Raw genomic sequence first — 23,499 nt, forward strand, 5'->3', positions numbered from 1 at the left:
CGACCGGTTTCGCATGACGAACCCCCATCCGCATCGATGGTGAGCCCGTTCCCCACAGCAATCCGTGTACCAACGGTGCCGAGGCAGAAAGGAGCGGATTGCCGGGGGCTTGGGAGGGAGGGGACGCGGTCTGGTCGCAAACTGACAGAGGAAAGCCACGCATTTTGCGACACGACGGATGTGGAGGAACCGGCCGTCGGCGTCAGCGTCCCGACAATTGCCGACGCAACGCCTTCATCTCCTCGAAGCGCGCGGTCACGTCGCGCAAGACCGCAGCCATGCCGGCCATGGCGCCGTTTTCGTCGTGGACCGGGACGATGGTGAATTCGACGGAGATGCGGCGGCCATCCTTGTGCAGGGCCGGGACGGACAGCGTGTCGCCCTTTCCATAACGGCTCTCGCCGGTCGCCATCACGGCGTCGTAGCCCTCCCAATGGCGCGCGCGCTGGCGTTCGGGGATGATCAGGTCGAGCGATTGGCCGACCGCCTCGGATGCGGTGAAGCCGAAGAGTCGTTCGGCGCCCTCGTTCCAAAAACCGATCCGGCCATCCTTGCCGGAATAGACGATGGCGTCGGCGGCGCTGCGCAGCAACGCGGCGCCGAGACGATCCAGGTCGGCGCCCGACAGCGCCGGAAATGGTGGTTCCATGATCGAGTCCTTTTCCGATCAATGACGCCGTTACGGCCGAAGCATCCGGATGATCAGGCAGAACATGACGAACGTGCCGAACTCGGCAAGATACGCCAGCCATTCCGGATGGACGAGGATGCCGAAAGGCATGATCAGCAGCAATGTCAAACCGGGGAAGACAACCCAGGGCGATTCCGGGGCGTGGGCCTGCGTGTCCGTGTTTTCGTCAAGAGCGGCGTTGGTATCGTCGAGCGCATGATCCGTCATGCCCGATTTCCTTTCATTCCATGAAGAGCAAGGGGAAGATATCGAATTCTTTAAGGGGTTTGTTGAATTCCGGTGGCGCGACCAAATGCAAATACTTGCTGAAATTTAATGTATTCATGCTAATTGAAAAGAGAAACTATTCGATGGATGCCATCGGAGATTCCAAAGGGTGCGGCGGCTTTCCGTGTTCATGATTTCATAGCCCGTTTCGAAAGCCGCGCTGACGGGGTGATGGTTTGAGGCATCGGCTGTTGACAGAGAACTCCACTGCCGGAGGCCGCCGATGTGGACGCCCGCGTCCGGCCAGCGATGCTGGCGCACCAGCGCGTAGCACTTCGCATCATCGATCAGAGCCTCAGGTTCACCAGGGTCGGCCAGGGCATTGTAGGTCTGAGCGGTGCTGGCGATCTTCCTTCAAGCGGATCTGCCGGGATGCGACGGGGATGAGCTTCCCGGCGTGGCGTCAGCGGCTTCGCCTGTTCCAGGTGGCGGAGATGCTGACAACCGGCACCCCGGTCACGACGGTGGCGCTCAACCTGGGCTATGACAGCCCCAGCGCCTTCACTGCGATGTTCCGACGCCATTTCGGCGTCACTCCCTCCCGTTTCGCCAGCCTTCGGGACGATGCGTCTTCATACCGGGAGTTATTCGGGGACGTGATCACGAACGGTTTGGTGGGGCCCTCACGGACATTCGACGTCAAGTCGTTTCGTCATGACAAACCATCCTCTCAAAAACAGGGTTTCCGCCAAACCCGGCGCAATGCCTGGCGAACAGGCGGGCCTGACGGTCCGTTCGTCCGTCAGGCCGCTCCGCTCGCGGCATCGCCGCTGCCACTGCCGGCGCCATTGCCGCGAAGCGCGCGCAGGACGGCCTTGGCGGTTTGGCGGCTGTGCTCGGCGAGCAGGGCCCCGGCCGCCGCCGCGTCGCGCCGCCGCAGCGCCGTCATGAAGCCCTCATGCTCGGTCAGTGATTCCTGCCAGCGGTCCGCGTCGTAATTGGCCAGGGAACGGGCGCGGAGGATTTGAGCGGCAAAACCGGCGTAGGTCGTTTCCAGCGCCGGGTTGCGCGCCATGCCGACGATGACGGCGTGGACCCGGCGGTTGACCGTCGAATAGGCCAGCCGGTTGCCGGTCTGGAAATGTGCGACGAGTTGGTCGTGCAGCGCGTCAAGTTCGGCGAACTCCGCCTCCGTCCCCTTCCGGCAGGCCAAACCGGCCGCAAGGCTTTCCAACGCCTCCATCACCTCGAAGATCGCGGCGATCTCGTTCGGGTCGATGGGCGTCACCACCGCCCCCCGGTGCGGGCGCAGCTCCACCAGATTTTCCGACGCCAGGATGCGCAACGCCTCGCGCAGAGGCGTGCGGGAGACGCCGAGCTGCTCGCAGAGCTGCATTTCCGGCACGCGGCTTCCCGGCGGAAGCTCCCCGGCCAGGATCATCGCGCGCAGTTCCGCCACGGCGGAGTGCTGCAGCGTTTCCCGGCGGATCGGCCCGATGGCGGCCTTTGTTGCGTTGGCTGTGTCCATAATCGATCCGAGGGTGCCTATTTTGCCGAAGGATTGGGCAGCGATGCGCGAAAGATGCCATACGCTCAAAAACGAGGCAAGAAACGAATGGTATCAACTCTGGCTAGTTTATCATGCTAATGCACTAAATATATTGATAAATATCAAAATCATCATTTTGTATACAATCTGGCACAAGGCTTGCGGATGGTTTGGAAACGCAACCGCACCTGGAGCCTCCGTCCATGTCGTTTCGGTCCCTCACGCTTGGCGCGGCCGCTGCTGCCGCTTTCACCCTGTCCGCCGCGCTCATCGCCGGGGCCGCACAGGCCGCCGACGCGGAAAAGGTGACGCTGGGCTTCGCCAAATGCGCCCATTGCCTGCCGATGGCCCTGACCCCCGGTCTGGCCAAGGGCGTCGCGATCGAGGCGATCAACTTCAACTCCGGCAACGACGTGCTGACCGCGCTGGTGTCCAAGAGCATCGACGTGGCGCAGGTCACCTACCTCCACTACATCACCGCGCTCGACAAGGGCTTCGACGTCGTCGCGGTGTCGGGTCAGGTCAACGGCGGATCGGAGGTGATGGCCGCCAAGGGCATCGACCTGAAGGCCGAGGATTGGGACGGGCTGAAGGCGCTCATCGCCGCCCGCAAGGACAAGGGCGAGCCGCTGCGCGTCGCCGCCTCGCGCGGCAACGCGCAGGACATCCACATGCGCGGCGCCTTCCAGAAGCACGGCATCAACGTCAACAAGGACGTCCAGTTCATCAACATCCCGAACCCGTCCGACCACGCCGCCGCCCTCCAGCGCGGCGAGATCGACCTGATCTGCACGGTCGAGCCCTTCGCCTCGCAGATCCGCAACAGCGGCGCCGGCACCCGCTTCGCGCTGCCCTACGACCAGGCGGCCGGCAATCTGACCAACCTGATCGTCACCCGCTCCGACGTCATCAAGGAGCACCCGAAGGCGGTCGAGGCGACGGTCGCCTCGGTGGTGGCGCTGGTCGAGAAGCTCAAGACCGACCGGACCGTCTGGGTCGACACCATCAACAAGTACACCGGCATGGACAAGGCCGTCGCGGCCCAGTCGCTGGAGAACGCGGCGCCCGACTACGCCATCCACAAGGACAGCACGCTCGCCATCGCCGCGATGATGCGGGAGCTGAAATACATCACCCGCGACGTCGCCGCCGACGCCGAGAAGAACCTGAACTACAGCTTCCTCGAAGCCGTCACCGGGAAGCCCAAGAGCGAACTCGGCTTCTGACCGCGCGCTCCGCGCCTTGCTCCGACGCTAGAGGGAACCGGTCCATGACGGCCTTGTCGAAATCCTGGGAACGCGCCGTCGTTCCCCTCTTCATCCTCGTGGCCTGGGAGATCGTCTCCCGGTCCGGCCTCTTCCCAGCGGCGCTGCTGCCGGCCCCGTCGGCGGTGCTGCACAGCTGGGGCGACTGGGTGTTCGGCTACGACGAGACGACGCAGGCCAACAGCGGGCGCTGGCTGGCCGACGCGCTGTCCAGCGCCACGCGGGTGGCCGCCGGCTACGCCATCGCGGCGGCCAGCGCGGTGCTGCTCGGCATCGCCATCGGCTGGTGGCGCTGGGTTGAGCGGACCATCGAGCCGACCATCCAGATGCTGCGGCCGGTGCCGCCGGTGTCCTGGATTCCGCTGGCGATCATCTGGTTCGGCATCGCCAACAAGCCGGCGATCTTCCTGGTCTTCCTCGGCGCCTTCTTCCCGATCCTGATGAACACCATCCACGGCGTGAAGACGGCCGACCGCAACCTGATCCGCGCCGCCTCGATGATGGGCGCCACCGAGCAGCAGCTTCTCCGCCACGTCGTGTTCCCGGCGGCGCTGCCCAGCATCTTCGCCGGCCTGCGCATCGGCATCGGCGCCGCCTGGATGCTGACGGTGACGGCCGAGATGGTCGCGGTGAAAAGCGGCCTGGGGTATGTGCTGTGGGACAGCTACTACTTCCTGCGCTACGACCTCGTGCTTGCCGCCATGGCCAGCATCGGCCTGCTGGGCTTCGCCACCGACGGCCTCATCAAGCTGCTGATGTCGGCGGCCCTGCACTGGCAGCGCGCCTCCACCCTGCAAAGCCGGGAGGGCTGACCCGATGGCCTCCATCGAACTCACGAACATCACCAAGATCTACCGCGACGCCAAGCGCAAGCGCGACCTGCTGGCCATCGACGACGTCAGCCTGTCGGTCGCGCAAAACGAGTTCCTCTGCCTGCTGGGATCGTCGGGCTGCGGCAAGTCCACCCTGCTGAACATGATCGCCGGCTTCGAGACGCCGACCGGCGGCAGCGTGACGGTGGGCGGCAGGCCGGTGGACGGCCCCGGCGCCGACCGCGGCATGGTGTTCCAGCAGGCCAACCTGATGCCCTGGCTGCCGGTGTGGGAGAACGTCGCCTTCCACCTGCGCCTGAAGGGCTGGCGCAAGGCCGACCGCCGCGCCGCCGCGCAGGAGTACATCGACATGGTCGGGCTCCAGGGCTTCGAGAACCACTTCCCGGCGGAGCTGTCGGGCGGCATGAGCCAGCGCGTCGGCATCGCGCGCGCCCTGCTGCTGAACCCGCAGGTCATCCTGATGGACGAGCCCTTCGCGGCGCTCGACGCCCAGACCAAGATGGACATGCAGGAGGAGCTGGTCGCCATTTGGCAGAAGCAGCGTTGCACCATCGTCTTCGTCACCCACAGCGTCGACGAGGCGCTGGTGCTCGGTACCCAAGTCGCCGTGCTGACCAGCCGCCCCGGCCGCGTCCGCGAGCTGATCGGCCTCGACCTGCCGCGCCCGCGCGACATCACCAGCCCGCGCTTCAACGACCACAAGCGCCACATCCTGAACCTGATCCGCGAGGAGGGCCTGCAGCAGCGGGCGGTCGCCGCCGCATGAACGCCCCGCTCGACCTTCTGCTGACCGGCGCCATCGCCCTGACCGGCGAGGCGAACAGCCTGATCGACGACGCCGCCATCGGCATCCGCGACGGGCGGATCGTCCACCTCGCCCCGGCCTGCGAGCCGTGCCCCGAGGCGCGGCGGACCCTGCACCTGCCCGGCCGGCTGATCACCCCCGGCTTCGTCAACGCCCACCTCCACGCCGTGCTGGTGATGGTGCGCGGCGTCGCCGCCGATCTCGGCTTCGCCCCGTCCTACACGCCGGGCGTCCCCAAGGGCACCGACGCCACGCCGGAGGAAGCCCGCGCGCTGGCCCGGCTGGGCGCGGTGGAGGCGCTGCTGTCCGGCTCCACCCTGGTCTGCGACCACTTCGTCCACGCCGAGGCGACGCTCGACGCCATCGCGGAGCTGGGGCTGAGGGTGCACGCCGGCTGGCGGGTCCACGACGTGGATTTCTCGCGCGTGGCCCAGGGCGAATGGCGCTTCGACGCCGCCATCGGCGAGGATCTGCTGCGCCGGACGCTCGACCTGCACGACCGCTGGCACGGCGCGCGGGACGGCCGCATCCAGGTGCAGATGGCGGCGCACGCGCCCGACACCTGCTCCCCCGGTTTCCTGCGGACCATCGCCGCCGAGGCGTCGGCGCGCGGCATGCGCGTCAACACCCATCTGGCGCAAAGCCGGGTCGAGGTGGAGCGAATCACGGCCGCGACCGGACTCAGCCCGGCGGCGCTGCTGGAGGAGACCGGGCTGCTCAACGACCGGCTGCTCGCCACCCACTGCCTCTACGTCGACGAGGCCGACATCGCCCGCCTCGCCCGCGCCGGCGCCCACGCCGTGCATGTGCCCAAATGCAACGCCGCTTCCGGCCGGCTGGCGCCGACCCCGGCGCTGAAGGCGGCCGGCGTCAATCTGGCGCTCTGCACCGACACCCAGCACGGCGACATGGTGGAGGCGATGCGCTGGGCGCTCGCCACCGCGCGCATCCAGCAGGGCGGCGTCACCGCCGACTGGCAGCCGGCCGACGTCTTCCGCATGGCGACGCTGGGCGGCGCCCGCGCGGTCGGGATGGCCGACGAAATCGGCACGCTGGCGGTCGGCAAGAAGGCCGATCTGGTCGTCTTCGACACCCGCCGCCCGCATCTGCGCCCGCTGGTCAACCCGCTCGGCACGCTGGTCCACACCGGCCAAGGCCGCGACGTCGAGATGGTGCTGGTGGACGGCGAAACCCTGGTCGAGGACGGCCGGCCCGTCCGCGCCGACCTGGAACAGATCTGCATCGAGGCCGACAAGGCCGCCCGCGCGCTCTGGGCGCGCGCCTGACCCAATCTTCCGAGAGAGAACCAACCAACATGACCAAGCGCGTTCTTCTGGGGATGCTGACCCCCTCCTCCAACACGGTGCTGGAACCGGTGACCTCGGCGATGCTGAGCGGCCTGCCGGAGGTGTCCGCCCATTTCGGCCGCTTCACCGTCAAGGAGATCTCGCTGCGCGCGGCGGCGCTCGACCAGTTCACCGACGCGCCCTTCCTCGACGCCGCCCGCCTGCTGGCCGACGCGCAGCTGAACGTGATCGGCTGGAACGGCACCTCGGCCGGCTGGCTCGGCTTCGACGCCGACGTGAAGCTGTGCCGGACCATCGGGACGGAGACCGGAATTCCGGCCTGCACCTCCATGCTGGCGCTGAACGAGATCCTGGAGACGACCGGGCGCAAGCGCTTCGCCATCGTCAGCCCCTATCTGGACGAGATCCAGGAGAGGATGGTCGCCAACTACAACGCCGCCGGCTTCGAGGTGGTGGCCGAGCGGCACCTGAACGACCGCGGCAACTTCTCCTTCTCCGAGGTCAGCGAGGAGCGGATCGAACGCATGTGCGCCGAGGTGGCGGAGTCCAAGCCGGACGCCATCGCCATCATCTGCACCAACATGCGCGGCGCCCCGGTGGCCGAGCGGGTGGAGAAGGCGCTCGGCATTCCCGTCTACGACACGGTGTCCACCGTGGTGTGGAAGGCGCTGCGCATGACCGGCGTGGACACCCGCCGGGTCCAGGGCTGGGGCAGCCTGTTCCAGGAACTCCACGGCTGACGGCCCACGATTGACGGCAAGACAGGGGAGGTGACGTTCATGGACTTCGATCTGGTCATCCGCAACGGCACGGTCGCCACCGCGTCGGACGTGTTCAAGGCCGATGTCGGCATCCGCGACGGCAGGATCGCGGCGCTGGGCGAGGGACTCGCCGCCGGCCGCGAGGAGATCGATGCCGGCGGCCTGCTGGTGCTGCCCGGCGGGGTGGACGGCCATGTCCATTTCGACCAGCCGACCGGCGACGCCTCGGTGATGGCCGACGATTTCCTGACCGGCACCCGCTCCGCCGCCTTCGGCGGCACCACGACGGTGCTGCCCTTCGCCTGCCAGCAGAAGGGGCAGTCGCTGCGCGCGGCGGTGGACGACTACCACCGCCGCGCGGCGGGCAAGCCGGTGATCGACTACGCCTTCCACCTGATCGTCACCGACCCGACCGAACAGGTTCTGGGGGAGGAACTGCCGGCGCTGATCCGCGAGGGCTACACCTCCTTCAAGATCTACATGACCTACGATGCGCTGAAGCTGAACGACCGCCAGATCCTGGAGGTTCTCGACATCGCCCGCAGCGAGGGCGCCATGGTGATGATGCACGCCGAGAACGCCGACTGCATCGCGTGGCTGACCGAGAAGCTGGAGCGCGCCGGCCAGACCGCCCCCTTCTACCACGGCGTCTCGCGCCCGCGCGTCGCCGAGCGCGAGGCCACCCACCGCGCCATCTCGCTGGCCGAGCTGGTCGACGTGCCGATCCTGATCGTCCACGTCTCCGGGGCCGACGCGGTGGAGCAAATCCGCTGGGCGCAGGGCCGGGGCCTGCGGATCTACGCCGAGACCTGCCCGCAATACCTGTTCCTGACCGCCGACGATTTGGGCGGAGAAGGCTTCGAGGGGGCGAAGTGCATCTGCTCGCCGCCGCCGCGCGACGCGGCGAACCAGCGGGTGATCTGGGACGGTCTGGTCGGCGGCACCTTCCAGGTCTTCTCCTCCGACCACGCACCCTTCCGCTTCGACGACCCGCAGGGCAAGAAGGTGCATGGCGACAACGCCCCCTTCGGCTGCGTGCCCAACGGCATCCCCGGTGTGGAGACCCGCCTGCCGCTGCTGTTCTCCGAGGGCGTGATGAAGGGCAGGATGGAGCTGACCAAATTCGTCGAGCTGACCGCCACCAACCCGGCGCGGATGTACGGGCTGCACCCGCGCAAGGGCACCATCGCCGTCGGGGCCGACGCGGACCTCGCGCTGTGGGATCCGGCGCGGACGGTGACGATCACCAACGGGATTCTGCACCACAACGTGGACTACACCCCCTACGAGGGCATCGCGGTCACCGGCTGGCCGGTGGCGACGCTGTCGCGCGGGGAGGTGGTGTGCCGGGACGGCGCGCTGCTGGCCGCGCCCGGACGTGGGGTCTTTTTGCCTTGCGGGCTGCCGGCCCCGGCCCGGCCCAAGGGCGCGTTGGCGCCGGTGCTGCCGTTCTGAGCTTTATGGAGTCCAAGCCCCGTTTGCCCCCTCCCTAACCCTCCCCCGCTTCGCGGAAGAGGGGACTGCCGCTGGACTTTCGCAAGGGTTCGGCCCCCTCTCCCGCCGGAGGCGGGGGAGGGATGGGGAGGGGGCCAAACGTGAGCATCCACGCGCCCCCTATCACCCCGCCCGCACCGCCCGCGGCGAGGCGCAGGCCGCCGCCACCACCTCGCCGGTGCGGCCGACATGGTGGACGAACAGCCGCTGGGCGGTGTCGCCGTCGCGCGCCTCCAGCGCGGTCAGGATCTCCCGGTGCTCCAGCACCGACTCCTTCCACCGCCCCTGCGCGCCGAGCGCGAAATAGCGCGCCCGCGCCAGCCGGCCGAGCAGCCGGTCGTGCGCTTCGGCCAGCGCCGGGTTCTTGGCGCTGGAGACGATCAGCCGGTGAATCTTCTGGTTGATGTCGAAGTACTCCTCCAGCGCGCCGGCCCCCTGCAACGCCTCGATCTTGGCCTGGAAGCCGCGCAGGCGGCGCAGGTCGGCGGCGGTCATCCGCTCGGCGGCGGCGCGGGCGGCGAAGCTTTCGATGCAGCCCTCCGCCTCGAACAGATGCGTCAGCTCGGTCGCGTCCAGCGGGGCGACGATGGCGTTGCGGTTGGGGCGCAGCATCACCAGCCCCTCCGCCGCCAGCAGCTTCAGCGCCTCGCGCAGCGGCGTGCGGGAGATGCCGAGCCGTTCGCTCAGCTCCGGCTCGATCAGCCGGGCCGAGGGCGCCAGATCCCCGTAGACGATCATGCCGCGCAACCGGTCCACCGCCATCTCGGCCAAGGAGAGTGGCGGCGCCGCGCGGCGGCGACGGGGAGAAGGGCCGGCTTCGGCGTCCGGGGTTTCCTCGTCCATGGTCATGAGCCCGCTCCCGGCCAAAGTTCCGCGAAGGCCCGTTCCGCGACGGCGGCGAAGCGCAGGACCCGGCGGTCCAGCCCACGCGGGCCGGCGATCTGCAACCCCACCGGCAGACGGTCGCGCCCTCGGCCGCAGGGCAGGCTGAGGGCCGGTGCCTTGGCGTGGTTGATCAAGGGGGTGAAGACCGCGTGGGCGCGCGGCGGCACCGGCTGCCCGCCGATGCGCTCCGGCCCCAGCCGGTCGAGCGGCCACGCGACACACGGGGTGGTCGGGCCGACGAGGAGGTCGGCGTCGGCAAAGAAGCCGGCCAGCGCGCGGGCGACCTCGGCGCCGAGGATCTGCGCGGCGGCGACCTCCGCGCCCGACAGCGACAAGCCGCGCTCGATCTGGGCGGCGATGTCGGGGTCGAACAGGGCCGGGTCGCGGCGGAAAGCGTCGCCGTACAACGCCGCCAGCCCGGCGTGCTGCAACGGCATCAGCGCGGTCTCGGTGACGCCGGCCGGCCAGACCGGATCGCGGCGGACGATGCGGGCACCGGCGCGGGCCAAGGCCTCGACGGCCCGCTCGACCGCGTCGCGCACGTCGTCGTCCACCGGCGCGTCGAGCCCGAAGCGCGGGCTGTAGGCGACGGTCAGCGTTTCGGGCGGACGGTCCTCACCGGCGGCGACGGCCACGGAGTCCGGATCGCGCGGGTCGGGACCGGCCAGCGCCTCGAACATCAGGGCGGTATCGGCGACGTCGGCGGCGATGGGCGCCATCACCGCCAGCCCGACGAAGGGCTCGGCGAAGCCGGGGCCGTAGGGGATGGCGCCGAAGGAGGGCTTGAAGCCGACCGCGCCGACATGGGCGGGCGGGCGGCGGCTCGACCCGCCAGCGTCGGTGCCGAGCGCCAGCGGCACCAGCCCGCCGGCCACCGCCGCCGCCGGCCCGCCGCTGGAACCGCCGGGCGTCAGGCTCGGGTCCATGGGGTGGCGTGTCGGGCCGAACAGCGGGTTGGTGGTGACGCCCTTGCAGGCGAATTCCGAGCTGTTCGCCATGCCGACGACGACCGCGCCGGCCGCGCGCAGCCGCTCCACCGCGATGGCGTCGGCCGGCGCGTGGAAGTCGGCGAACAGGCGGGAGCCTTGCGTCACCCGCTGGCCGGCGACCCAGAGGGTGTCCTTGACGGCCACCGGCACGCCGGCCAGCGGCAACGCTTCCCCCGCGCCGACGCGGCGGTCGACCGCGTCGGCCTGCGCCAGCGCCTCCTGGCGATGGACGGCGACGAGGGCGTTCAGCGCCGGGTTGCCGGCGTCGATGCGGGCGAGGCTCGCCTCGGTCGCGGCGCGGGCGCTGGTGGCGCCGGCGCGCACGGCGGCGGCGATGGCGGTGGCGCGGGGGAAGGAGGTCATCGGGTGTCTCCGAGAAGGCTGAGGCCGGCCAGCGCCGCCAGCGCGGCGATGGCCAGATAGCCGGCCGCCAGACCGCCGAAGGCCGAGGCGCCGATCAGCAGCACCGGCGCGGCGATCAGGCCGACGTAGCTGCCGACCAGCACGGCGCCGGTCGCCTCGCCGATGCGGTCGCGGGGGGACAGCCGGGCGACCTCGGCCAGGAAGACGCCGTTCCAGCCGCTGGCGGTCAGGCCGAGCAGGAAGGTGGCGCAAAGCAGGAGCGGAAACGGCAGGCTGGCGCCGGCCAGCCCGATGAAGGCGGAGGCGGCGGCCATGCCGAGCCCGAGCAGCCCGACCAGCCGGCGCGGCGCCACCCAGCGCGTCGCGACCACGCCCCAGCCGAGCCGCCCGACCAGCCCGCCGGCTTGCCCGACCGCCAGCGCCAGCCCGGCGGCGACGTGGCCGAGACCCAGCTCCGCCACCGCGAAGACGACGAAGAAGCCGTTCAGCGCGATCTGCGTCGCCGCGTAGGGGGCCGAGGCCAGCGCCATCCGGCGCAGCGCCCTGTCGTCGCGCACCAGCCGCCACGCGGCGTTCAGGCCGAAGGCGGTGCCGGCCGAGCGGGTCAGCGGGTCGTAGACCGGACGCAGCCGCTCGAAGACCAGAATCCCGCACAGCGCCACCAGCGCGATGGCGGCGTAGCCGGCGCGCGGGTCGAAGGCCACGGCCAGCGCCGGCAGGACGACCGAGCCGACCATGGCGCCCAGCTGGTTGCCGGTCTGGCGCAGCGAGAAGACCAGCGGCCGGTCGGCCTCGCGCGCCAGCCGCCCGAGGATGGCGGCGCTGGCCGGGGTCTCCGGCCCGCAGGCGAACCCGATGGCGACCCCGGCGGCCAGCAGCGCCGCCGGTCCGCCGCCCAGCATGGCGAGCAGCATCGCCGCCACCACCGCCAGCGCGCAGAGCGAGGCGACGCGGAAGGCCCCCAGCCGCCCGGCCAGCACCCCGCCGCCGAGCGACGCGGCCATGCCGACCAGGAAGCCGGCCGTGGTGAACAGCCCGAGCCCGACCGGGTCGATGCCCATGCGCGGCGCCAGCACGCCGGGCGCGAACAGCCCGAGCGCGACCACCGCCTGGAGCGCGGTCATCGCCACCAGCGCCGGGCGCAGCGCCGGCAGGGCTGGCGGGGTGGGGAGCGTCTCGGCTAGCATCGCGCGCACGGACAAACGGAGGAACGGGCATGGCGGGCGGAATCTCGATTCACGGCGTCGACGTGGCGCGCGGCGTCGCGGCGGAGGGGCTGTATGTGGAGCTTCACGCGCTCGCGCCCGAACGGCGCTTGCTGGCGGCGGGGCGGCTCGGCGCCAACGGCCAGCTCGACCACCCAACGGTGCGCGGCGCGGGCATCGCGCTCGGCCCGCACGAGGCGCTGTTCCACATCGGCGACTGGCTGCGCGACGCCGGATACCCGGAGGACCAGACCCGCTTCCTCGACATCCTGCCTTTCCGCTTCGTGGTGACCGACCTCGACCGTCATCTGCATCTGCCCTTGAAGTTCACACCCTATGGCGTGTCGCTGTTTCTGGGTGTGTAAGGCGGTCGCGGTCAACCATCTCCGGTTGGCCGGCTCCAATGAACCGGCGGCTCCAGGGCGGCGGGATCAGGTCAGGCGCTTGGACAGGCCGGCGACCCGCTCCATCACCAGCATCAGGGCGACGGTGACGACGATCAGCACGCCGGACAGCGCCGCGACGGTGACGTCCAGCTTGCCCTCCAGATCCTGCCACATGCGGATCGGCAGCATGTCGGTCGCCGCGTCGCGCAGGAACAGCGAGACCGGCACGTTGTCGAAGGACGCCATGAAGGCGATGAAGCCGCCGGCCAGGATGCCCGGCCGGATCAGCGGCAGGGTGATGCGGCGGAAGCTGTGCCAGCGGGTGGCGCCGAGGCTGGCCGAGGCCTCCAGCAGCGCCGGGTTCATCTGCGCCAGCGACGCCACCGTGTTGCGCACCACGAAGGGGACCGACACCACGGTGTGGCCGATCACCAGCGTCAGCGGCGACACCGGCACCCCGATCAGCGAGAAGAACATCAGCGACGACAGCCCGAAGGCCAGCGCCGGCAGCACCAGCGGCGACAGGAACAGGCTGTCCAGCACGCGGGCGGTCAGCGTCGCCGAGCGGGCGATGCTCAGCGAGGCGGCGACCCCCAGCAGGATCGACAGGCCGGTTGCCCACAGCGCCACCTTCAGGCTGTTCATCATGGCGAACTGGAGCTGCCAGGCGTTCCACAGCTCGACGTACCAGCGCAGCGAATAGCCGGGCGGCGGGAATTTCAGCGAATAGCCGTTGGTGAAGGACACCCAGACCACCACCACGGTCGGGGCGGCCAGCAGCACCAGCGCCAGCAGCGCCACGCCCGTCATGACGATGCGGAAGCTGAGCGCGTCGAGGTCGATGCGGCGGTTGGTCATGGCTCCCCTCTCCCTCAGGCGTTGGTGTAGCCGCGCGACAGGCGGCCCAGCACGTTGAAGATCGACACCACCACCAGCACCGCGACCAGGAAGACGATGGAGATCGCCGCCGCGAAGGGCCAGTTCTGCAGGGTCGAGGCCTGCTGGTAGATGTACATCGGCATGAACAGCATCTGCCCGCCGCCGATCAGGCTCTGGGTGATGAAGGCGGTGATGGCGGCGGCGTAGGTCAGCAGGCAGCCGGCGATGATGCCCGGCAGCGACAGCGGCAGGGTCACCTTGCGGAAGGTCCGCCAATGCCCGGCCCCCAGCACCGAGGAGGCGTCGGCCAGATTGGGGTCGATGCGGCCGAGCGCCGTGATCAGCGGCAGCACCATCAGCGGCATCTGCACCTGGGCCAGCGCCATCACCACGCCGGTGTCGGTGTAGAGCAGCTTCAGCGGCGTGTCGATCAGCCCCAGACTGGCTAGCGCGGCGTTGACGATGCCCTGGCGGCCGAGGATGACGACCCAGGCGAAGGTGCGCACCACCACGCTGGTCAGCAGCGGCAGCAGCACCAGCAGCATGATGATCCCCTTGGCCCAGGAGGGAGCCCGCTGGTGCAGCCACGCCACCGGGTAGCCCAGCAGCAGCGTCAGCAGCGTGACCTTCACCCCCAGCCACAGGGTGGATCCCAGCACGCCCAGGCTGAAGCGGTCGCCCAGGAAATTGACGTACTGGGTCAGCCCGTAATGGGTTCCCTGCGGATCGGCCTGGAAGCTCAGCGCCAGCAGGATGACCAGCGGGGTGATGAAGAAGACCACGAAGCCCAAGGCCAGCGGCGCCGCGAGCCTCAGATCGTAGGTGGTGACGTTGCGCAACGTCGCGGCCATGGGGTGCTGTCCTTCTCGAAAAAGCCCTTTCCCACCCCGACCCGCTGGTCCCCTCTCCCCCCTGGGGAGAGGGTTAGGGTGAGGGGGATGCACGGCGAGGATTTTCGGGCATGGAGAGGGGCATCGCGGATGCTTGCGACATCTCGCCATGCGTCCCCCTCACCCCGGCCCTCTCCCCGGGGGGAAGAGGGGGAGGGCCGCCGGGTGCGGCAAACCTCACACCCGGATTTCGCGGTTGAAGCGTTCGATCCAGGCGGCGCGCTGCTCGTTGATCTTGGCCCAGTCCTGGAACACGAACTTCTTCGCGATCTCGGCGTGGTCCTTGGCCAGCGCCTTGGCGATCTCGCCCTTCATGGCGACCTTGGTGTTGGTCGGCACGATCAGGTAGGGCTCCTCCATCAGCGTCGCCTGCACCTCGGGCGACAGGGCGGCCTCGATCAGCTTGAAGGCCAGCTCCCTGTTGGGGGAGTTCTTGACGATGTGGATCGTCGTCTTGAAGGCGATGGCGCCCTCCTTGGGCGCCACCCACTCCACCGGCACGCCGCGCGCCTTGAGGATCTGGATGGCGTTGAAGTTGCCCGGCGAGATGTCGATCTGGCCTTGCTGGAACAGCGTGGCGAGCTGGCCGGGGTTGGCGGCGACGGCGGCGAGGCTGGGGCGCAGCGCCTCGATGGCCTTGAAGGCCGGGTCGATGTTGCTCTCCGACCCGCCGTGCATCTTCGCCAGCTCCACCATGAAGCCGGTGCCGAGCGTCGAGTTCAGGTTGGTGATGCCGACGCGGCCCTTGAACTCCGGCTTCCACAGATCGGCCCAGCTGGTCGGCGGGGTCTTCACCGTCTCGGGGTTGTAGGTCAGCCCGACCACCTGGAAGAAGGGCGCCGGCCCGCTCGGCTCCTGCGCCGCCGGGATCAGATCCTTGTAATAAGCGCTCTTTTCCACCGGGTAAGGCTCGACCAGCCCCTGGGCGACCGCCTGGAGCGCCGGTCCCGGATCGTGCAGCATCACGTCGATGGGCGGGTTGTTCTTCGCCGCCGTCACCTTGGCGATCTGGTCGACCGACAGCATCGGGTCGAGCACCATGTCGGCGTTGCCGGTCGCCTTGCGGAAGGCGGGGACGAGGACGGCCTTGTGCGCCTCCTCCCAGCTTCCGGTGAAGGTCGCGAAGACCAGCGGGCGCGCCTGCGCCCAGGTCAGGCCGGGGAAGGCGTGCATGGCGCCCAGCGTCAGCGCCGTCTGCATCAGGTTGCGGCGGGTCAGCAGCATCGTTCACTCCTGAAGGGATGGGAGGAAAGCGGGAAATGGAAGGGCGTCAGGCCGCCGCGAAGACCGAGGCGAGACCGGGGGCGATGGGGGCGAGGCGGACCGGTGTGCCGGGGGCCAGCAGAAGCGTGCGGTCGATCCGCGCCTCCGACACCTTCACGGCGGTGCCGTCGCCGACGCGGATCTCGTGGACGACGGTGGCGCCCAGCGGCAGCCCCATCTCGACCACGCCGTTCAGCGTCTCGACGCCTTCGGCGCCGGGATCGACGCGCAGATGCTCGGGCCGCAGGCAGACGGTGACGCGGGAGCCCGGCCGCAGGTCGCCCTTGGGCGCGCGGGTTCCGATCAGCCCGCCGGCGTCGAGCCGGACCTTGCCGCCGCTGCGGTCGGCATCGACCAGCACGCCGCCCAGCAAATTGGCGGAGCCGACGAAGGTGTTCACGAACAGGCTGTCGGGCGCGTCGTAGATCTCGGTCGGCGGCGAGAACTGCTCCAGCCGGCCCTGGCTCAGCACCGCGACGCGGTCGGCCATCGACAGCGCTTCCTCCTGGTCGTGGGTGACCAGGATGGTGGTGATGCCGGACAGGCGCTGGATGCGCTTCACCTCGATCTGCATGTCGAGGCGCAGGTTCTTGTCGAGCGCCGCGAAGGGCTCGTCGAGCAGCAGGATCGACGGGTTCACCGCCAGCGCGCGGGCCAGCGCGACCCGCTGCTGCTGTCCGCCGGAAAGCTGGCGGGGGTAGCGGTCGCCGAGATGGCCGAGCTTGACGAGGTCGAGCATGCGCTGTGCCTCGCTGCGCTGGGTGGCGCGGTCGGCGCCGCGCGCGTCCAGCCCGTAGGCGACGTTCTCCGCCACCGTCATGTGGGGGAACAGGGCGTAGTTCTGGAAGACGATGCCGACCGAACGGCGGTTGGGCGGCAGCCCATCCACCGTTTCGCCGCCGACGATCACATGGCCCTTCGTCTGGGCCAGGAAACCGGCGATGATCCGCAGCAGGGTCGTCTTTCCGCAGCCGGACGGGCCGAGCAGGGCCACCAGCTCCCCGCCCCGGATGTCGAGCGTCACGTCGTTCACGGCGACCGAGCCGCCGTAGCGCTGGGTGATCCCGTCGAGGAGGAGGGTCCGCCCGCGCGGGGCTGCTGGATTGCTGGGCGAGGCACTGACCATGGCGGCACCGTCCGTTTCGCGTTACCGTTCGTACGCATCCTGCTTAGCAAACGGTATGCCGTTTTCAGGCTTTCCATTTTTTATCAATCTTATAGATATGTTTTGAACCTTCGTATCCCACAGCGGACCCTTGGGCATGACGCGGCATTGGGCGACGGTCGCAGGCAATTGCCGCTTTTGGCGCCACAGAGGAGGATTGACGCATGAATGAGCGGAACGACGCCGTGTGGCGGGACAGCGCCGCCGGCTTGGCCGCGCGGCTGGCGCGGCGGGAGCTGTCGGCGCGCGAGGCGGTGGAGGCGCATCTGGCGCGCATCGCCGCCGCCGAGCCGACGTTGTGCGCCTTCATCACCGTCGCCGCCGACGCGGCGCGGCCCCGCGCCGACGCGCTGGACGCCGTATTGGACGCCGGGGGCCGGCCGGTCGGGCCGCTGCACGGGGTTCCGGTGGCGATCAAGGACCTGACCGACACCGCCGGCATCCGCACCACCCAGGGCTCGGCGCTCCACGCCGACCATGTGCCGGCGACGAGCGACCTCGCCGTGGCGCGGATCGAGGCGGCGGGCGGCGTCGTCATCGGCAAGACCAACACGCCGGAATTCGGCTTCGGCGCCATCTGCCAGAACCGTCTGGCGGGACCGACGCGCAACCCCTTCGACCCGGCGCTGACCTCGGGCGGGTCGAGCGGCGGGTCGGCGGTCGCGGTGGCGACGGGCATGGCGCCGCTGGCGCACGGCACCGATTTCGGCGGGTCGGTGCGGGTGCCGGCCAGCTTCTGCGGCGTCGCCTCAATCCGGCCGACGCCGGGGTTGATCCCCGCGCCGGGCCGCGCGCTGGGCTGGGACACGCTGGCCACGCACGGCGTTCTGGCGCGCGACACGGCCGATTGCGCCCTGCTGCTGGGCGCCATGGCCGGCGCCGACCTTCGCGACCCGACCTCGCTGTTCGGCGACCGCGATGACGGCTCGCCGTCCCGGCTCGCCGCCACGCCCGATTTCGGCGCCGCCGCCGTGTCGCGGGCGGTCCGCGCGCGCTTCGCCGAGGCGGTGGACCGGCTGGAGCGGGCGGTGGGGCCGGTGGCGCGGCGCCATCCCGACTGCGGCGACGCCATGGCCACCTTCCGCACGCTGCGCGCCGCCCAGATCCGCCACGCCTACGGCCCGCTGCTGGCCCGCCACGGGGAGCGGCTGACCGACACCGTGCGCTGGAACATCGAGGCCGGGGCCGGCATCACCGCCGACGCCTATCTGGACGCGCAGGCGGCCCGCACGGCGCTCTACCGGCGCTTCGTGGCGCTGTTCGCGGAGATCGACGTGCTCGCGGCCCCGGCCTGCGGCGTGCTGCCCTGGCCGAACGCGGAGGGCGAGGTGACGGCGATCGACGGCCGGCCGGTCGAGACCATCCTCGACTATCTGGGCGTGACGGCCATCGTGACGCTGATCGGCTTCCCGGTGCTGACCCTGCCGATGGGCGACGCGGAGGGGCTTCCCTTCGGCGTCCAGTTGATCGCGCGGCCGGGCGAGGAGCAGCGGCTGATCCGGCTGGGCCGGATGCTGGAGCGGGAGGCCGGCTTCGTCCACCGCTGGCCGATCGCCTGGGACGGCGCATGACGCTGGTGCACGATTCGGCCTGTGTTCTCCGGCGATCGCCGGGATCGGCGACGGCCCCGGTCCATTGGAGCCGGGCCCGTCGCCGGTTTCGTCAGGCGACGAGGAAGCCCGAGCCGACCGGATCGTTGCGGTCGATGACCCAGCGGGCCGTTCCCAGGATGCTGGCGGTGCCCTTGACGGTCGGGCGCACCGCGCGCACGCCGTTCAACTGGGTTTCGCCGAGCAGGCAGCCTTCGAAGGTGCCGCTGCCCAGCAGACCCTCGGAGCGGATCGTCTGGCCGATCGTCATTTTGCCGCGCGCCTCGAACATGGCCATCATGGCGCTGGTGCCGGTGCCGCCCGGCGAGCGGTCCAGCTGACCGGCGCTGAACACGTGGACGTTCTTGTAGAAGGCCCCCTCGATCGTCGGCTCGTGCCAGAAGGTCACGAAGTTGAAGTTGTTGATGTGGGCCGAGGCCGGGTGCTGGATGGCGACCTTCTGGCGCAATTGCTCGCGTGCCAGCACGCCGTAGCGCGACAGCGCCGTGCCGTTCTCCGCGCCGATGCGCAGCGCGGTGCCGGTCAGGTCGATGATGCCGAAGTAATTGCCGCCCCACACGATGTCGGCCTTCAGGGGGCCGATCTCGGGCAGCTCGAAGGCCACGTCCTGGGCCGCGACGTAGGCCGGCACGTTCTCGAAGCGGGTCCACAGCACGGCGTCGCCGTCCGTCGCCACCTCGGCGACCACGAGGCCGGCGGTGGTCTCGAAGCGGATGGTGGTGCGGTCGCCCTCGCCGCGCCGGACCAGCCCCAGCGCCACCATGGCCATGGCCACGGCGATGGTGCCATGCCCGCACATGTGGGAATACTGGGTGCCGTCGATGTAGATCAGCCCGGCGTCGGCGTCCGGACCGGACGGCGGCGTCAGGAAGACGCCGAACATGTCCTTGTGCCCTCGCGGCTCGCGCATCAGGGCGCAGCGCAGCCAGTCGTAATGGGTTTCCAGGAACTGCCGCTTCTCCAGGATGCTGGAGCCGGGCGGGTAGGGAATGCCGCTGTGGACGATGCAGAGCGGCTCGCCCTCGGTGTGGGTGTAGACAACGTCGAACACGTCTTGCTTGCGCATGACTTGGGGCCTCTCGGGGTGTGACGGGAAGGAAGGGGGAAGGGGAGGGGTTCAGCGCCGGTTCGACAGCACGTGGAGCCCCACGGTCAGGTCGAGAAGAACGATGGTGACCGCGGCCACCGCGATGGTGATCGACGAGACCGCGGCGATGACCGGGTCGATGGTGTACTGGACGTAGTTGAAGAGCTTGACCGGGATCGTCGTCAGCTCGGCGGTGGTGTTGAAGATGCTGAGCTCGACGTTGATCCAGGACGAGATGAAGGCGAAGATCGCCCCGCTCGTCAGCCCGCCGCGGATCTGCGGCAGCACCACGAGCAGGAAGGTCTCGAAGGGCCCGGCGCCGAGATCGGCCGAGGCCTCCTCCAGGGCGCGCTGCTCCGGCGTCAGTTGCGGCAGGACGGAGCGCAGCACGAAGGGCGTCACGATCACCACATGGCCGACCAGCAGGGCCGCGAAGCTCCGCATCAGCCCCAGGGCGGCGCAGTATTGCAGCAGGGCCGCGCCCAGCACCACGTGCGGCAGGACCAGCGGCGACATCAGCAGCGACAGCAGCGTCCGCTTGCCGGGGAAATCATGGCGCGCGATGGCCAGGGCCGCCGGCAGGGCGAGCAGCACCGCCCCCGCCGTGGCCGCCAGCGCCAGCGCCGTGCTGGTCCCGAAGGCCGCCACGTAGGAGGTGTCGGCCAGCATCCGCCCGTACCAGGCGAGCGTCAGACCTTGCGGCGGAAAGGCCAGATAGCTGGTGGCGGTCAGCGATGCGCCGACGATGACCACGAGCGGCAGGATCAGATAGGCCATCACCGCCCAGGCGACGATCCTCAGGACAACACGCGCGATCATGACCGGTCGCCTCCGCCGTTGCCGATCCGCCCGGCCAGCGCCACCAGCACCAGCGTGAAGACCAGGAGCGTGATGCTGAGGGCGCCGCCGTAATGGACGTCGAACACCGTGCTGTATTGCTGGAAGATCAGCATCGGGAAGACGGTGATCTTGCCGCCGCTCAGCAACGCCGGCGTCACGTAGGCGCTCGCCGCCAGGGTGAAGACCATGATCACCCCCGCGATCAGGCCGGGAAGGCACAGCGGGAAGGTCACGGTCCAGAAGGTCGTGAAGGGGCTGGCGCCGAGATCGGCCGAAGCCTCCTCCAACGTCGGATCCACCGTGGCCAGCGCGTTGCCGACTGCCAGGACGATGAAGGGCAGCAGGATGTAGACGAGGCCGATGACGATGCCCATCTCGGTGCCGAGGAAGCGGACCGGCCGCTCCAGCAGCCCGATTCCGACCAGCGTGTCGTTGACCAGACCGTTGCGGCCGAGCAGGATCATCCAACCGAAGGAGCGGACGATGTTGCTGGTGAACAGCGGCAGCAGCAACAGGATGACGCAGCTTCGCCGCAGGGCGTTCGACGACACCACCCGCACCAGATAATAGGCCAGCGGATAGCCGAGCAGCGTGACGGCGAGCGTGGTCAGTGCGGCGATCCGGAAGGTGACCGCCAGAACGTCCCAATGATACTGGTCGAGCAGCACGCGGGCGTAGTTCGCCAGGGACGGCGCGCCGCCGGCCGCGAGGCTGGAGGACAGCACGACGACCATCGGCACGGCGAAGAACGCCACGAAGAAGGCGACGGGGGCGGCCAGCAGCGGCAGCGCGCGGCGCAGGGCGGTGGGGGCCGTGGCCGCAGGCGGCATGGCGGTCGTGGTCAGGACGGCGGTCATGGCGGGGCCTCCCCCGTGACGACGTGCAGATGCTCCGGGCGGAAGCCGACGACGACCGGGGCTCCCCGGTTCAGCCCGTCGCCCGGCATGCCCAGGCGGCGGCTCGCCAACAGCGCGTCGCCGACCCGGACCATCACGAGGGTCTGGCCGCCGGTGTTGATCACGTCCTCGACGACGCCGCGCTCGGTGAGGAAACCGGGCGCGTCCGGCCGGTCGAGAAGCTCCAGATGCTCGGGCCGCAGCACGCCGGTGTGGTTCTGCCGGGCGTCGGCTCCGGGATGGGGGCCGTGATAGGGAACGGCCCCCGTCCCGAAGGCCAGCCGCAGCCCGCCGGCGCCGTCCGGCGCGCCGGGCAGCAGGTTCGCCTCCCCGATGAACTCGGCGACGAAGCGCGTGGCGGGCGTCGCGTAGATCGCCGTTCCCGACCCGACCTGCTCGATCAGGCCGCGATTCATCACGACGATCCGGTCGGCCATGCTCATCGCCTCCTCCTGGTCGTGGGTGACGAACACGAAGGCGATGCCCAGCTTCTCCTGAAGATGCTTCAGCTCGATCTGCATCCGCTTGCGCAGCTTCATGTCGAGCGCGCTCAGCGGTTCATCCAGAAGCAGCAGCTTGGGCCGATTGACCACCGCGCGCGCCAGGGCGACGCGCTGCTGCTGCCCACCCGACAGCTCGCGCGGGTGGCGGGCGCCCAGCGCCTCCAGCCCGACCAACTGCAGTGCCTCCGCCGCGCGTTCCGCCGCCTCCGCACGAGGAACGCCGTGCCGTCGCGGGCCGTAGGCGACGTTGTCGAGAACGCTCATGTGGGGGAAAAGCGCGTAGTTCTGGAAGACCGTGTTCAGCGGCCGCCGGTGGGGCGGCAGCCGCGTCACGCTGTCCCCGGCGATCCGGATGTCACCGGAATCGGGGGCGAGGAAACCGGCGATGCAGCGCAGCAACGTGGTCTTGCCGCAGCCGCTGGGGCCGAGCAGGGCGATGAACTCGCCATGCTCGACCTCCAGCGAGACGCCCTTGAGCGCGTGGAATCCGCCGAAATGCTTGCCGAGATCACGGATGGACAGCAGGGCCGGGGGCATGCCTCGTCCCCTTACTGGCGCGCGATTTCGCGGTTCCAGGCGTCGGTGATCGCGCCCCGGTCGCGGTTGATGTCCGCCCAGTTGAAGAGCTGCAGGTTCTTGACCGACCCGCCGACGCCCCAGGGCAGCTTGCGCTCGACCTCCGGCGCCACGGAAACCCCCTGCACGGACGGGCCGAGATAGAGCTTCTCGGCGAGGCAGGCGGAAGCCTGCGGGGTCAGGGCGGTGTCGATGAAGCGCGCGGCCTCGGTTTGGCGAGGGGTTCCCTTCACCAGATGCAGGCGCGCGTCGGTGGCCCATACGCCTTCCTTGGGAACGGCGAAGCCGATCGGCAGGCCCTTGTCCGCCAGATCCCAGGCACCGACGCTGAAATGGGCGCCGACGATGGCCTCGCCGCTCTGGTAGGCGTTGGAGGCCGCGCCCGAGCTGTCGAAATAAAGCGCGGTGTCGAGCGTCTTCAGCCGCGCGAAGGTCTTCGACAGGTCGTTCGCCGGGTTGCCCCAAATCTTGTTGAGGAACAGGATGAAGGGGACCCCCGACGAGTTGGCCGGGGACGGGATGGTCACCGCGCCCGCGAATTCCGGCTTCCACAGATCGTCCCACGAGGTCGGAGGCGTCCTGACCTTCTGGGTGTTGTAGGTCAGCCCCAGCGAGTAATAGCCGGTTCCCACCGCGTAGACGGCGCCGTCGGCCTTGTAGACCGCCTCGGGCGAGACCTTGGCGAGGTTCGGCACGGCCTGCGGGTCGATGGCGCCGGTGACGCCGGCGGCCTGCGCCAGTTCGCTGATGCCGCCGTCCATCCAGGCGACGTCGATGGTCGGCGCGCCCTTCTGCTGCTGAAGCTTGGCCAGCGTGACCGTCGAGGTCCCGATCTCGGCGACGACCTTGATCCCGGTCGCCTTGGTGAAGGGTTCCGCGACGCAGGTCCGGAAGGCGTCGCCCCAGTTGCCGCCGTACCAGGCGACGGTCAGGGAGGTCTGCGCGGCGGCGGGGTGGGTGACGGCGGTACCGGCCATGAGAGCGGCGCAACAGGCGGCAGCACGCAGAGAAGTCATGACGCTCTCCCTTGATGTCGGCCCTTGCGGGCGT

General features: G+C 69.7%; 23 protein-coding genes and 1 pseudogene. 9 read left to right on the forward strand and 15 right to left on the reverse strand.

Going from position 1 to position 23,499, the window contains the following annotated elements; all coding sequences use genetic code 11:
- Nucleotides 1-202: 202 nt before the first annotated feature.
- Both EJ913_RS05400 and EJ913_RS05405 read right to left on the reverse strand, forming a co-directional pair.
- The gene (locus tag EJ913_RS05400) at nucleotides 203-649 is read right to left on the reverse strand and encodes a PAS domain-containing protein (RefSeq protein WP_126995581.1); all 447 of its coding nucleotides are present in this window, start codon (nucleotides 647-649) and stop codon (nucleotides 203-205) included.
- A 30-nt stretch (nucleotides 650-679) separates the two neighbouring features.
- Complete coding sequence (locus EJ913_RS05405; protein ID WP_126995583.1) at nucleotides 680-898, reverse strand: hypothetical protein; 219 nt, start codon at nucleotides 896-898, stop codon at nucleotides 680-682.
- 251 nt (nucleotides 899-1,149) lie between these two features.
- Here EJ913_RS05405 and EJ913_RS32940 point away from each other — a divergent pair.
- A pseudogene (locus tag EJ913_RS32940) lies at nucleotides 1,150-1,494 on the forward strand (helix-turn-helix transcriptional regulator); the annotation flags it as partial.
- A 206-nt stretch (nucleotides 1,495-1,700) separates the two neighbouring features.
- Here the strand turns inward: EJ913_RS32940 and EJ913_RS05415 are convergent.
- Nucleotides 1,701-2,426: a GntR family transcriptional regulator gene (locus EJ913_RS05415; RefSeq protein WP_126995585.1), complete on the reverse strand. Its 726-nt coding sequence runs from the start codon at nucleotides 2,424-2,426 to the stop codon at nucleotides 1,701-1,703.
- A gap of 224 nt (nucleotides 2,427-2,650) precedes the next feature.
- On the opposite strand from EJ913_RS05415, the gene EJ913_RS05420 reads away from it, so the two are divergent.
- From EJ913_RS05420 to hydA, 6 genes are read left to right on the forward strand one after another with little or no spacing between them, the layout of a single operon-like run.
- Nucleotides 2,651-3,673 carry an ABC transporter substrate-binding protein gene (locus EJ913_RS05420; RefSeq protein WP_126995587.1) on the forward strand — a complete coding sequence of 341 codons (1,023 nt, stop codon included), beginning with the start codon at nucleotides 2,651-2,653 and terminating at the stop codon, nucleotides 3,671-3,673.
- 44 nt (nucleotides 3,674-3,717) lie between these two features.
- Nucleotides 3,718-4,524, forward strand: coding sequence for an ABC transporter permease (locus EJ913_RS05425; protein ID WP_126995589.1), 807 nt, complete (start codon nucleotides 3,718-3,720; stop codon nucleotides 4,522-4,524).
- Between the two features lie 4 nt (nucleotides 4,525-4,528).
- Nucleotides 4,529-5,311, forward strand: a complete 783-nt coding sequence (locus EJ913_RS05430) for an ABC transporter ATP-binding protein (RefSeq protein WP_126995591.1) — start codon at nucleotides 4,529-4,531, stop codon at nucleotides 5,309-5,311.
- A complete protein-coding gene (locus EJ913_RS05435) occupies nucleotides 5,308-6,636 on the forward strand; it encodes an amidohydrolase family protein (protein ID WP_126995593.1) in 1,329 nt (442 codons plus the stop codon). The genes EJ913_RS05430 and EJ913_RS05435 overlap by 4 nt, the downstream gene beginning before the upstream one ends.
- 29 nt (nucleotides 6,637-6,665) lie before the next feature.
- Entirely contained in the window at nucleotides 6,666-7,397 is a 732-nt protein-coding gene (locus EJ913_RS05440) for a maleate cis-trans isomerase family protein (protein WP_126995595.1), read from the forward strand.
- A 39-nt stretch (nucleotides 7,398-7,436) separates the two neighbouring features.
- Nucleotides 7,437-8,873: a dihydropyrimidinase gene (hydA, locus tag EJ913_RS05445; protein ID WP_126995597.1), complete on the forward strand. Its 1,437-nt coding sequence runs from the start codon at nucleotides 7,437-7,439 to the stop codon at nucleotides 8,871-8,873.
- Between the two features lie 162 nt (nucleotides 8,874-9,035).
- Here hydA and EJ913_RS05450 read toward each other — a convergent pair whose 3' ends face one another.
- Genes EJ913_RS05450 through EJ913_RS05460 form a run of 3 tightly spaced genes read right to left on the reverse strand, consistent with a single transcriptional unit; the run spans nucleotide 9,036 to nucleotide 12,336 of the window.
- Entirely contained in the window at nucleotides 9,036-9,761 is a 726-nt protein-coding gene (locus EJ913_RS05450) for a GntR family transcriptional regulator (protein WP_244939253.1), read from the reverse strand.
- Nucleotides 9,758-11,149, reverse strand: a complete 1,392-nt coding sequence (locus EJ913_RS05455; RefSeq protein WP_126995599.1) for an amidase — start codon at nucleotides 11,147-11,149, stop codon at nucleotides 9,758-9,760. Before EJ913_RS05455 ends, EJ913_RS05450 begins: the two co-directional genes overlap by 4 nt.
- Nucleotides 11,146-12,336 carry an MFS transporter gene (locus tag EJ913_RS05460; protein WP_126995601.1) on the reverse strand — a complete coding sequence of 397 codons (1,191 nt, stop codon included), beginning with the start codon at nucleotides 12,334-12,336 and terminating at the stop codon, nucleotides 11,146-11,148. The genes EJ913_RS05455 and EJ913_RS05460 overlap by 4 nt, the downstream gene beginning before the upstream one ends.
- A gap of 29 nt (nucleotides 12,337-12,365) precedes the next feature.
- On the opposite strand from EJ913_RS05460, the gene EJ913_RS05465 reads away from it, so the two are divergent.
- On the forward strand, nucleotides 12,366-12,719 hold the full coding sequence (locus EJ913_RS05465; protein WP_126995603.1) for a hydroxyisourate hydrolase: 354 nt from the start codon (nucleotides 12,366-12,368) through the stop codon (nucleotides 12,717-12,719).
- A gap of 66 nt (nucleotides 12,720-12,785) precedes the next feature.
- On the opposite strand, the gene EJ913_RS05470 is transcribed toward EJ913_RS05465, so the two are convergent.
- The 4 genes from EJ913_RS05470 to EJ913_RS05490 form a co-directional block, all read right to left on the reverse strand.
- Nucleotides 12,786-13,598, reverse strand: a complete 813-nt coding sequence (locus tag EJ913_RS05470; protein ID WP_126995605.1) for an ABC transporter permease — start codon at nucleotides 13,596-13,598, stop codon at nucleotides 12,786-12,788.
- Nucleotides 13,599-13,612: 14 nt separating this feature from the next.
- A complete protein-coding gene (locus tag EJ913_RS05475) occupies nucleotides 13,613-14,470 on the reverse strand; it encodes an ABC transporter permease (protein WP_126995607.1) in 858 nt (285 codons plus the stop codon).
- A 216-nt stretch (nucleotides 14,471-14,686) separates the two neighbouring features.
- Nucleotides 14,687-15,733 (reverse strand): ABC transporter substrate-binding protein, encoded by a 1,047-nt coding sequence (locus tag EJ913_RS05485; RefSeq protein ID WP_126995609.1) that lies wholly within the window; start codon nucleotides 15,731-15,733, stop codon nucleotides 14,687-14,689.
- 46 nt (nucleotides 15,734-15,779) lie between these two features.
- A complete protein-coding gene (locus EJ913_RS05490; RefSeq protein WP_126995611.1) occupies nucleotides 15,780-16,898 on the reverse strand; it encodes an ABC transporter ATP-binding protein in 1,119 nt (372 codons plus the stop codon).
- A gap of 203 nt (nucleotides 16,899-17,101) precedes the next feature.
- Between EJ913_RS05490 and EJ913_RS05495 the strand changes: the two genes are divergently transcribed.
- Complete coding sequence (locus tag EJ913_RS05495; RefSeq protein ID WP_126995613.1) at nucleotides 17,102-18,508, forward strand: amidase; 1,407 nt, start codon at nucleotides 17,102-17,104, stop codon at nucleotides 18,506-18,508.
- Between the two features lie 91 nt (nucleotides 18,509-18,599).
- On the opposite strand, the gene EJ913_RS05500 is transcribed toward EJ913_RS05495, so the two are convergent.
- Genes EJ913_RS05500 through EJ913_RS05520 form a run of 5 tightly spaced genes read right to left on the reverse strand, consistent with a single transcriptional unit; the run spans nucleotide 18,600 to nucleotide 23,465 of the window.
- Nucleotides 18,600-19,613, reverse strand: a complete 1,014-nt coding sequence (locus EJ913_RS05500) for a proline racemase family protein (RefSeq protein ID WP_126995615.1) — start codon at nucleotides 19,611-19,613, stop codon at nucleotides 18,600-18,602.
- A 51-nt stretch (nucleotides 19,614-19,664) separates the two neighbouring features.
- The gene (locus EJ913_RS05505; RefSeq protein ID WP_126995617.1) at nucleotides 19,665-20,453 is read right to left on the reverse strand and encodes an ABC transporter permease; all 789 of its coding nucleotides are present in this window, start codon (nucleotides 20,451-20,453) and stop codon (nucleotides 19,665-19,667) included.
- The gene (locus EJ913_RS05510) at nucleotides 20,450-21,331 is read right to left on the reverse strand and encodes an ABC transporter permease (RefSeq protein WP_244939254.1); all 882 of its coding nucleotides are present in this window, start codon (nucleotides 21,329-21,331) and stop codon (nucleotides 20,450-20,452) included. Before EJ913_RS05510 ends, EJ913_RS05505 begins: the two co-directional genes overlap by 4 nt.
- A complete protein-coding gene (locus EJ913_RS05515; protein ID WP_126995619.1) occupies nucleotides 21,328-22,410 on the reverse strand; it encodes an ABC transporter ATP-binding protein in 1,083 nt (360 codons plus the stop codon). Before EJ913_RS05515 ends, EJ913_RS05510 begins: the two co-directional genes overlap by 4 nt.
- Nucleotides 22,411-22,421: 11 nt before the next feature.
- Nucleotides 22,422-23,465: an ABC transporter substrate-binding protein gene (locus tag EJ913_RS05520; protein ID WP_126995621.1), complete on the reverse strand. Its 1,044-nt coding sequence runs from the start codon at nucleotides 23,463-23,465 to the stop codon at nucleotides 22,422-22,424.
- Nucleotides 23,466-23,499 lie beyond the last annotated feature (34 nt).

The sequence above is a fragment of the Azospirillum doebereinerae genome, assembly GCF_003989665.1.
Taxonomy (GTDB): Bacteria; Pseudomonadota; Alphaproteobacteria; order Azospirillales; family Azospirillaceae; genus Azospirillum; species Azospirillum doebereinerae.

Coding starts and splice junctions, on each gene's coding strand:
- EJ913_RS05460 (WP_126995601.1), bottom strand. CDS start 12,336: ATGCTAGCCGAGACGCTCCCCACCCCGCCAGCCCTGCCGGCGCTGCGC.
- hydA (WP_126995597.1), top strand. CDS start 7,437: ATGGACTTCGATCTGGTCATCCGCAACGGCACGGTCGCCACCGCGTCG.
- EJ913_RS05425 (WP_126995589.1), top strand. CDS start 3,718: ATGACGGCCTTGTCGAAATCCTGGGAACGCGCCGTCGTTCCCCTCTTC.
- EJ913_RS05430 (WP_126995591.1), top strand. CDS start 4,529: ATGGCCTCCATCGAACTCACGAACATCACCAAGATCTACCGCGACGCC.
- EJ913_RS05440 (WP_126995595.1), top strand. CDS start 6,666: ATGACCAAGCGCGTTCTTCTGGGGATGCTGACCCCCTCCTCCAACACG.
- EJ913_RS05495 (WP_126995613.1), top strand. CDS start 17,102: ATGAATGAGCGGAACGACGCCGTGTGGCGGGACAGCGCCGCCGGCTTG.
- EJ913_RS05490 (WP_126995611.1), bottom strand. CDS start 16,898: ATGGTCAGTGCCTCGCCCAGCAATCCAGCAGCCCCGCGCGGGCGGACC.
- EJ913_RS05450 (WP_244939253.1), bottom strand. CDS start 9,761: ATGACCATGGACGAGGAAACCCCGGACGCCGAAGCCGGCCCTTCTCCC.
- EJ913_RS05520 (WP_126995621.1), bottom strand. CDS start 23,465: ATGACTTCTCTGCGTGCTGCCGCCTGTTGCGCCGCTCTCATGGCCGGT.
- EJ913_RS05500 (WP_126995615.1), bottom strand. CDS start 19,613: ATGCGCAAGCAAGACGTGTTCGACGTTGTCTACACCCACACCGAGGGC.
- EJ913_RS05510 (WP_244939254.1), bottom strand. CDS start 21,331: ATGACCGCCGTCCTGACCACGACCGCCATGCCGCCTGCGGCCACGGCC.
- EJ913_RS05420 (WP_126995587.1), top strand. CDS start 2,651: ATGTCGTTTCGGTCCCTCACGCTTGGCGCGGCCGCTGCTGCCGCTTTC.
- EJ913_RS05485 (WP_126995609.1), bottom strand. CDS start 15,733: ATGCTGCTGACCCGCCGCAACCTGATGCAGACGGCGCTGACGCTGGGC.
- EJ913_RS05505 (WP_126995617.1), bottom strand. CDS start 20,453: ATGATCGCGCGTGTTGTCCTGAGGATCGTCGCCTGGGCGGTGATGGCC.
- EJ913_RS05435 (WP_126995593.1), top strand. CDS start 5,308: ATGAACGCCCCGCTCGACCTTCTGCTGACCGGCGCCATCGCCCTGACC.
- EJ913_RS05465 (WP_126995603.1), top strand. CDS start 12,366: ATGGCGGGCGGAATCTCGATTCACGGCGTCGACGTGGCGCGCGGCGTC.
- EJ913_RS05470 (WP_126995605.1), bottom strand. CDS start 13,598: ATGACCAACCGCCGCATCGACCTCGACGCGCTCAGCTTCCGCATCGTC.
- EJ913_RS05415 (WP_126995585.1), bottom strand. CDS start 2,426: ATGGACACAGCCAACGCAACAAAGGCCGCCATCGGGCCGATCCGCCGG.
- EJ913_RS05515 (WP_126995619.1), bottom strand. CDS start 22,410: ATGCCCCCGGCCCTGCTGTCCATCCGTGATCTCGGCAAGCATTTCGGC.
- EJ913_RS05405 (WP_126995583.1), bottom strand. CDS start 898: ATGACGGATCATGCGCTCGACGATACCAACGCCGCTCTTGACGAAAAC.
- EJ913_RS05400 (WP_126995581.1), bottom strand. CDS start 649: ATGGAACCACCATTTCCGGCGCTGTCGGGCGCCGACCTGGATCGTCTC.
- EJ913_RS05475 (WP_126995607.1), bottom strand. CDS start 14,470: ATGGCCGCGACGTTGCGCAACGTCACCACCTACGATCTGAGGCTCGCG.
- EJ913_RS05455 (WP_126995599.1), bottom strand. CDS start 11,149: ATGACCTCCTTCCCCCGCGCCACCGCCATCGCCGCCGCCGTGCGCGCC.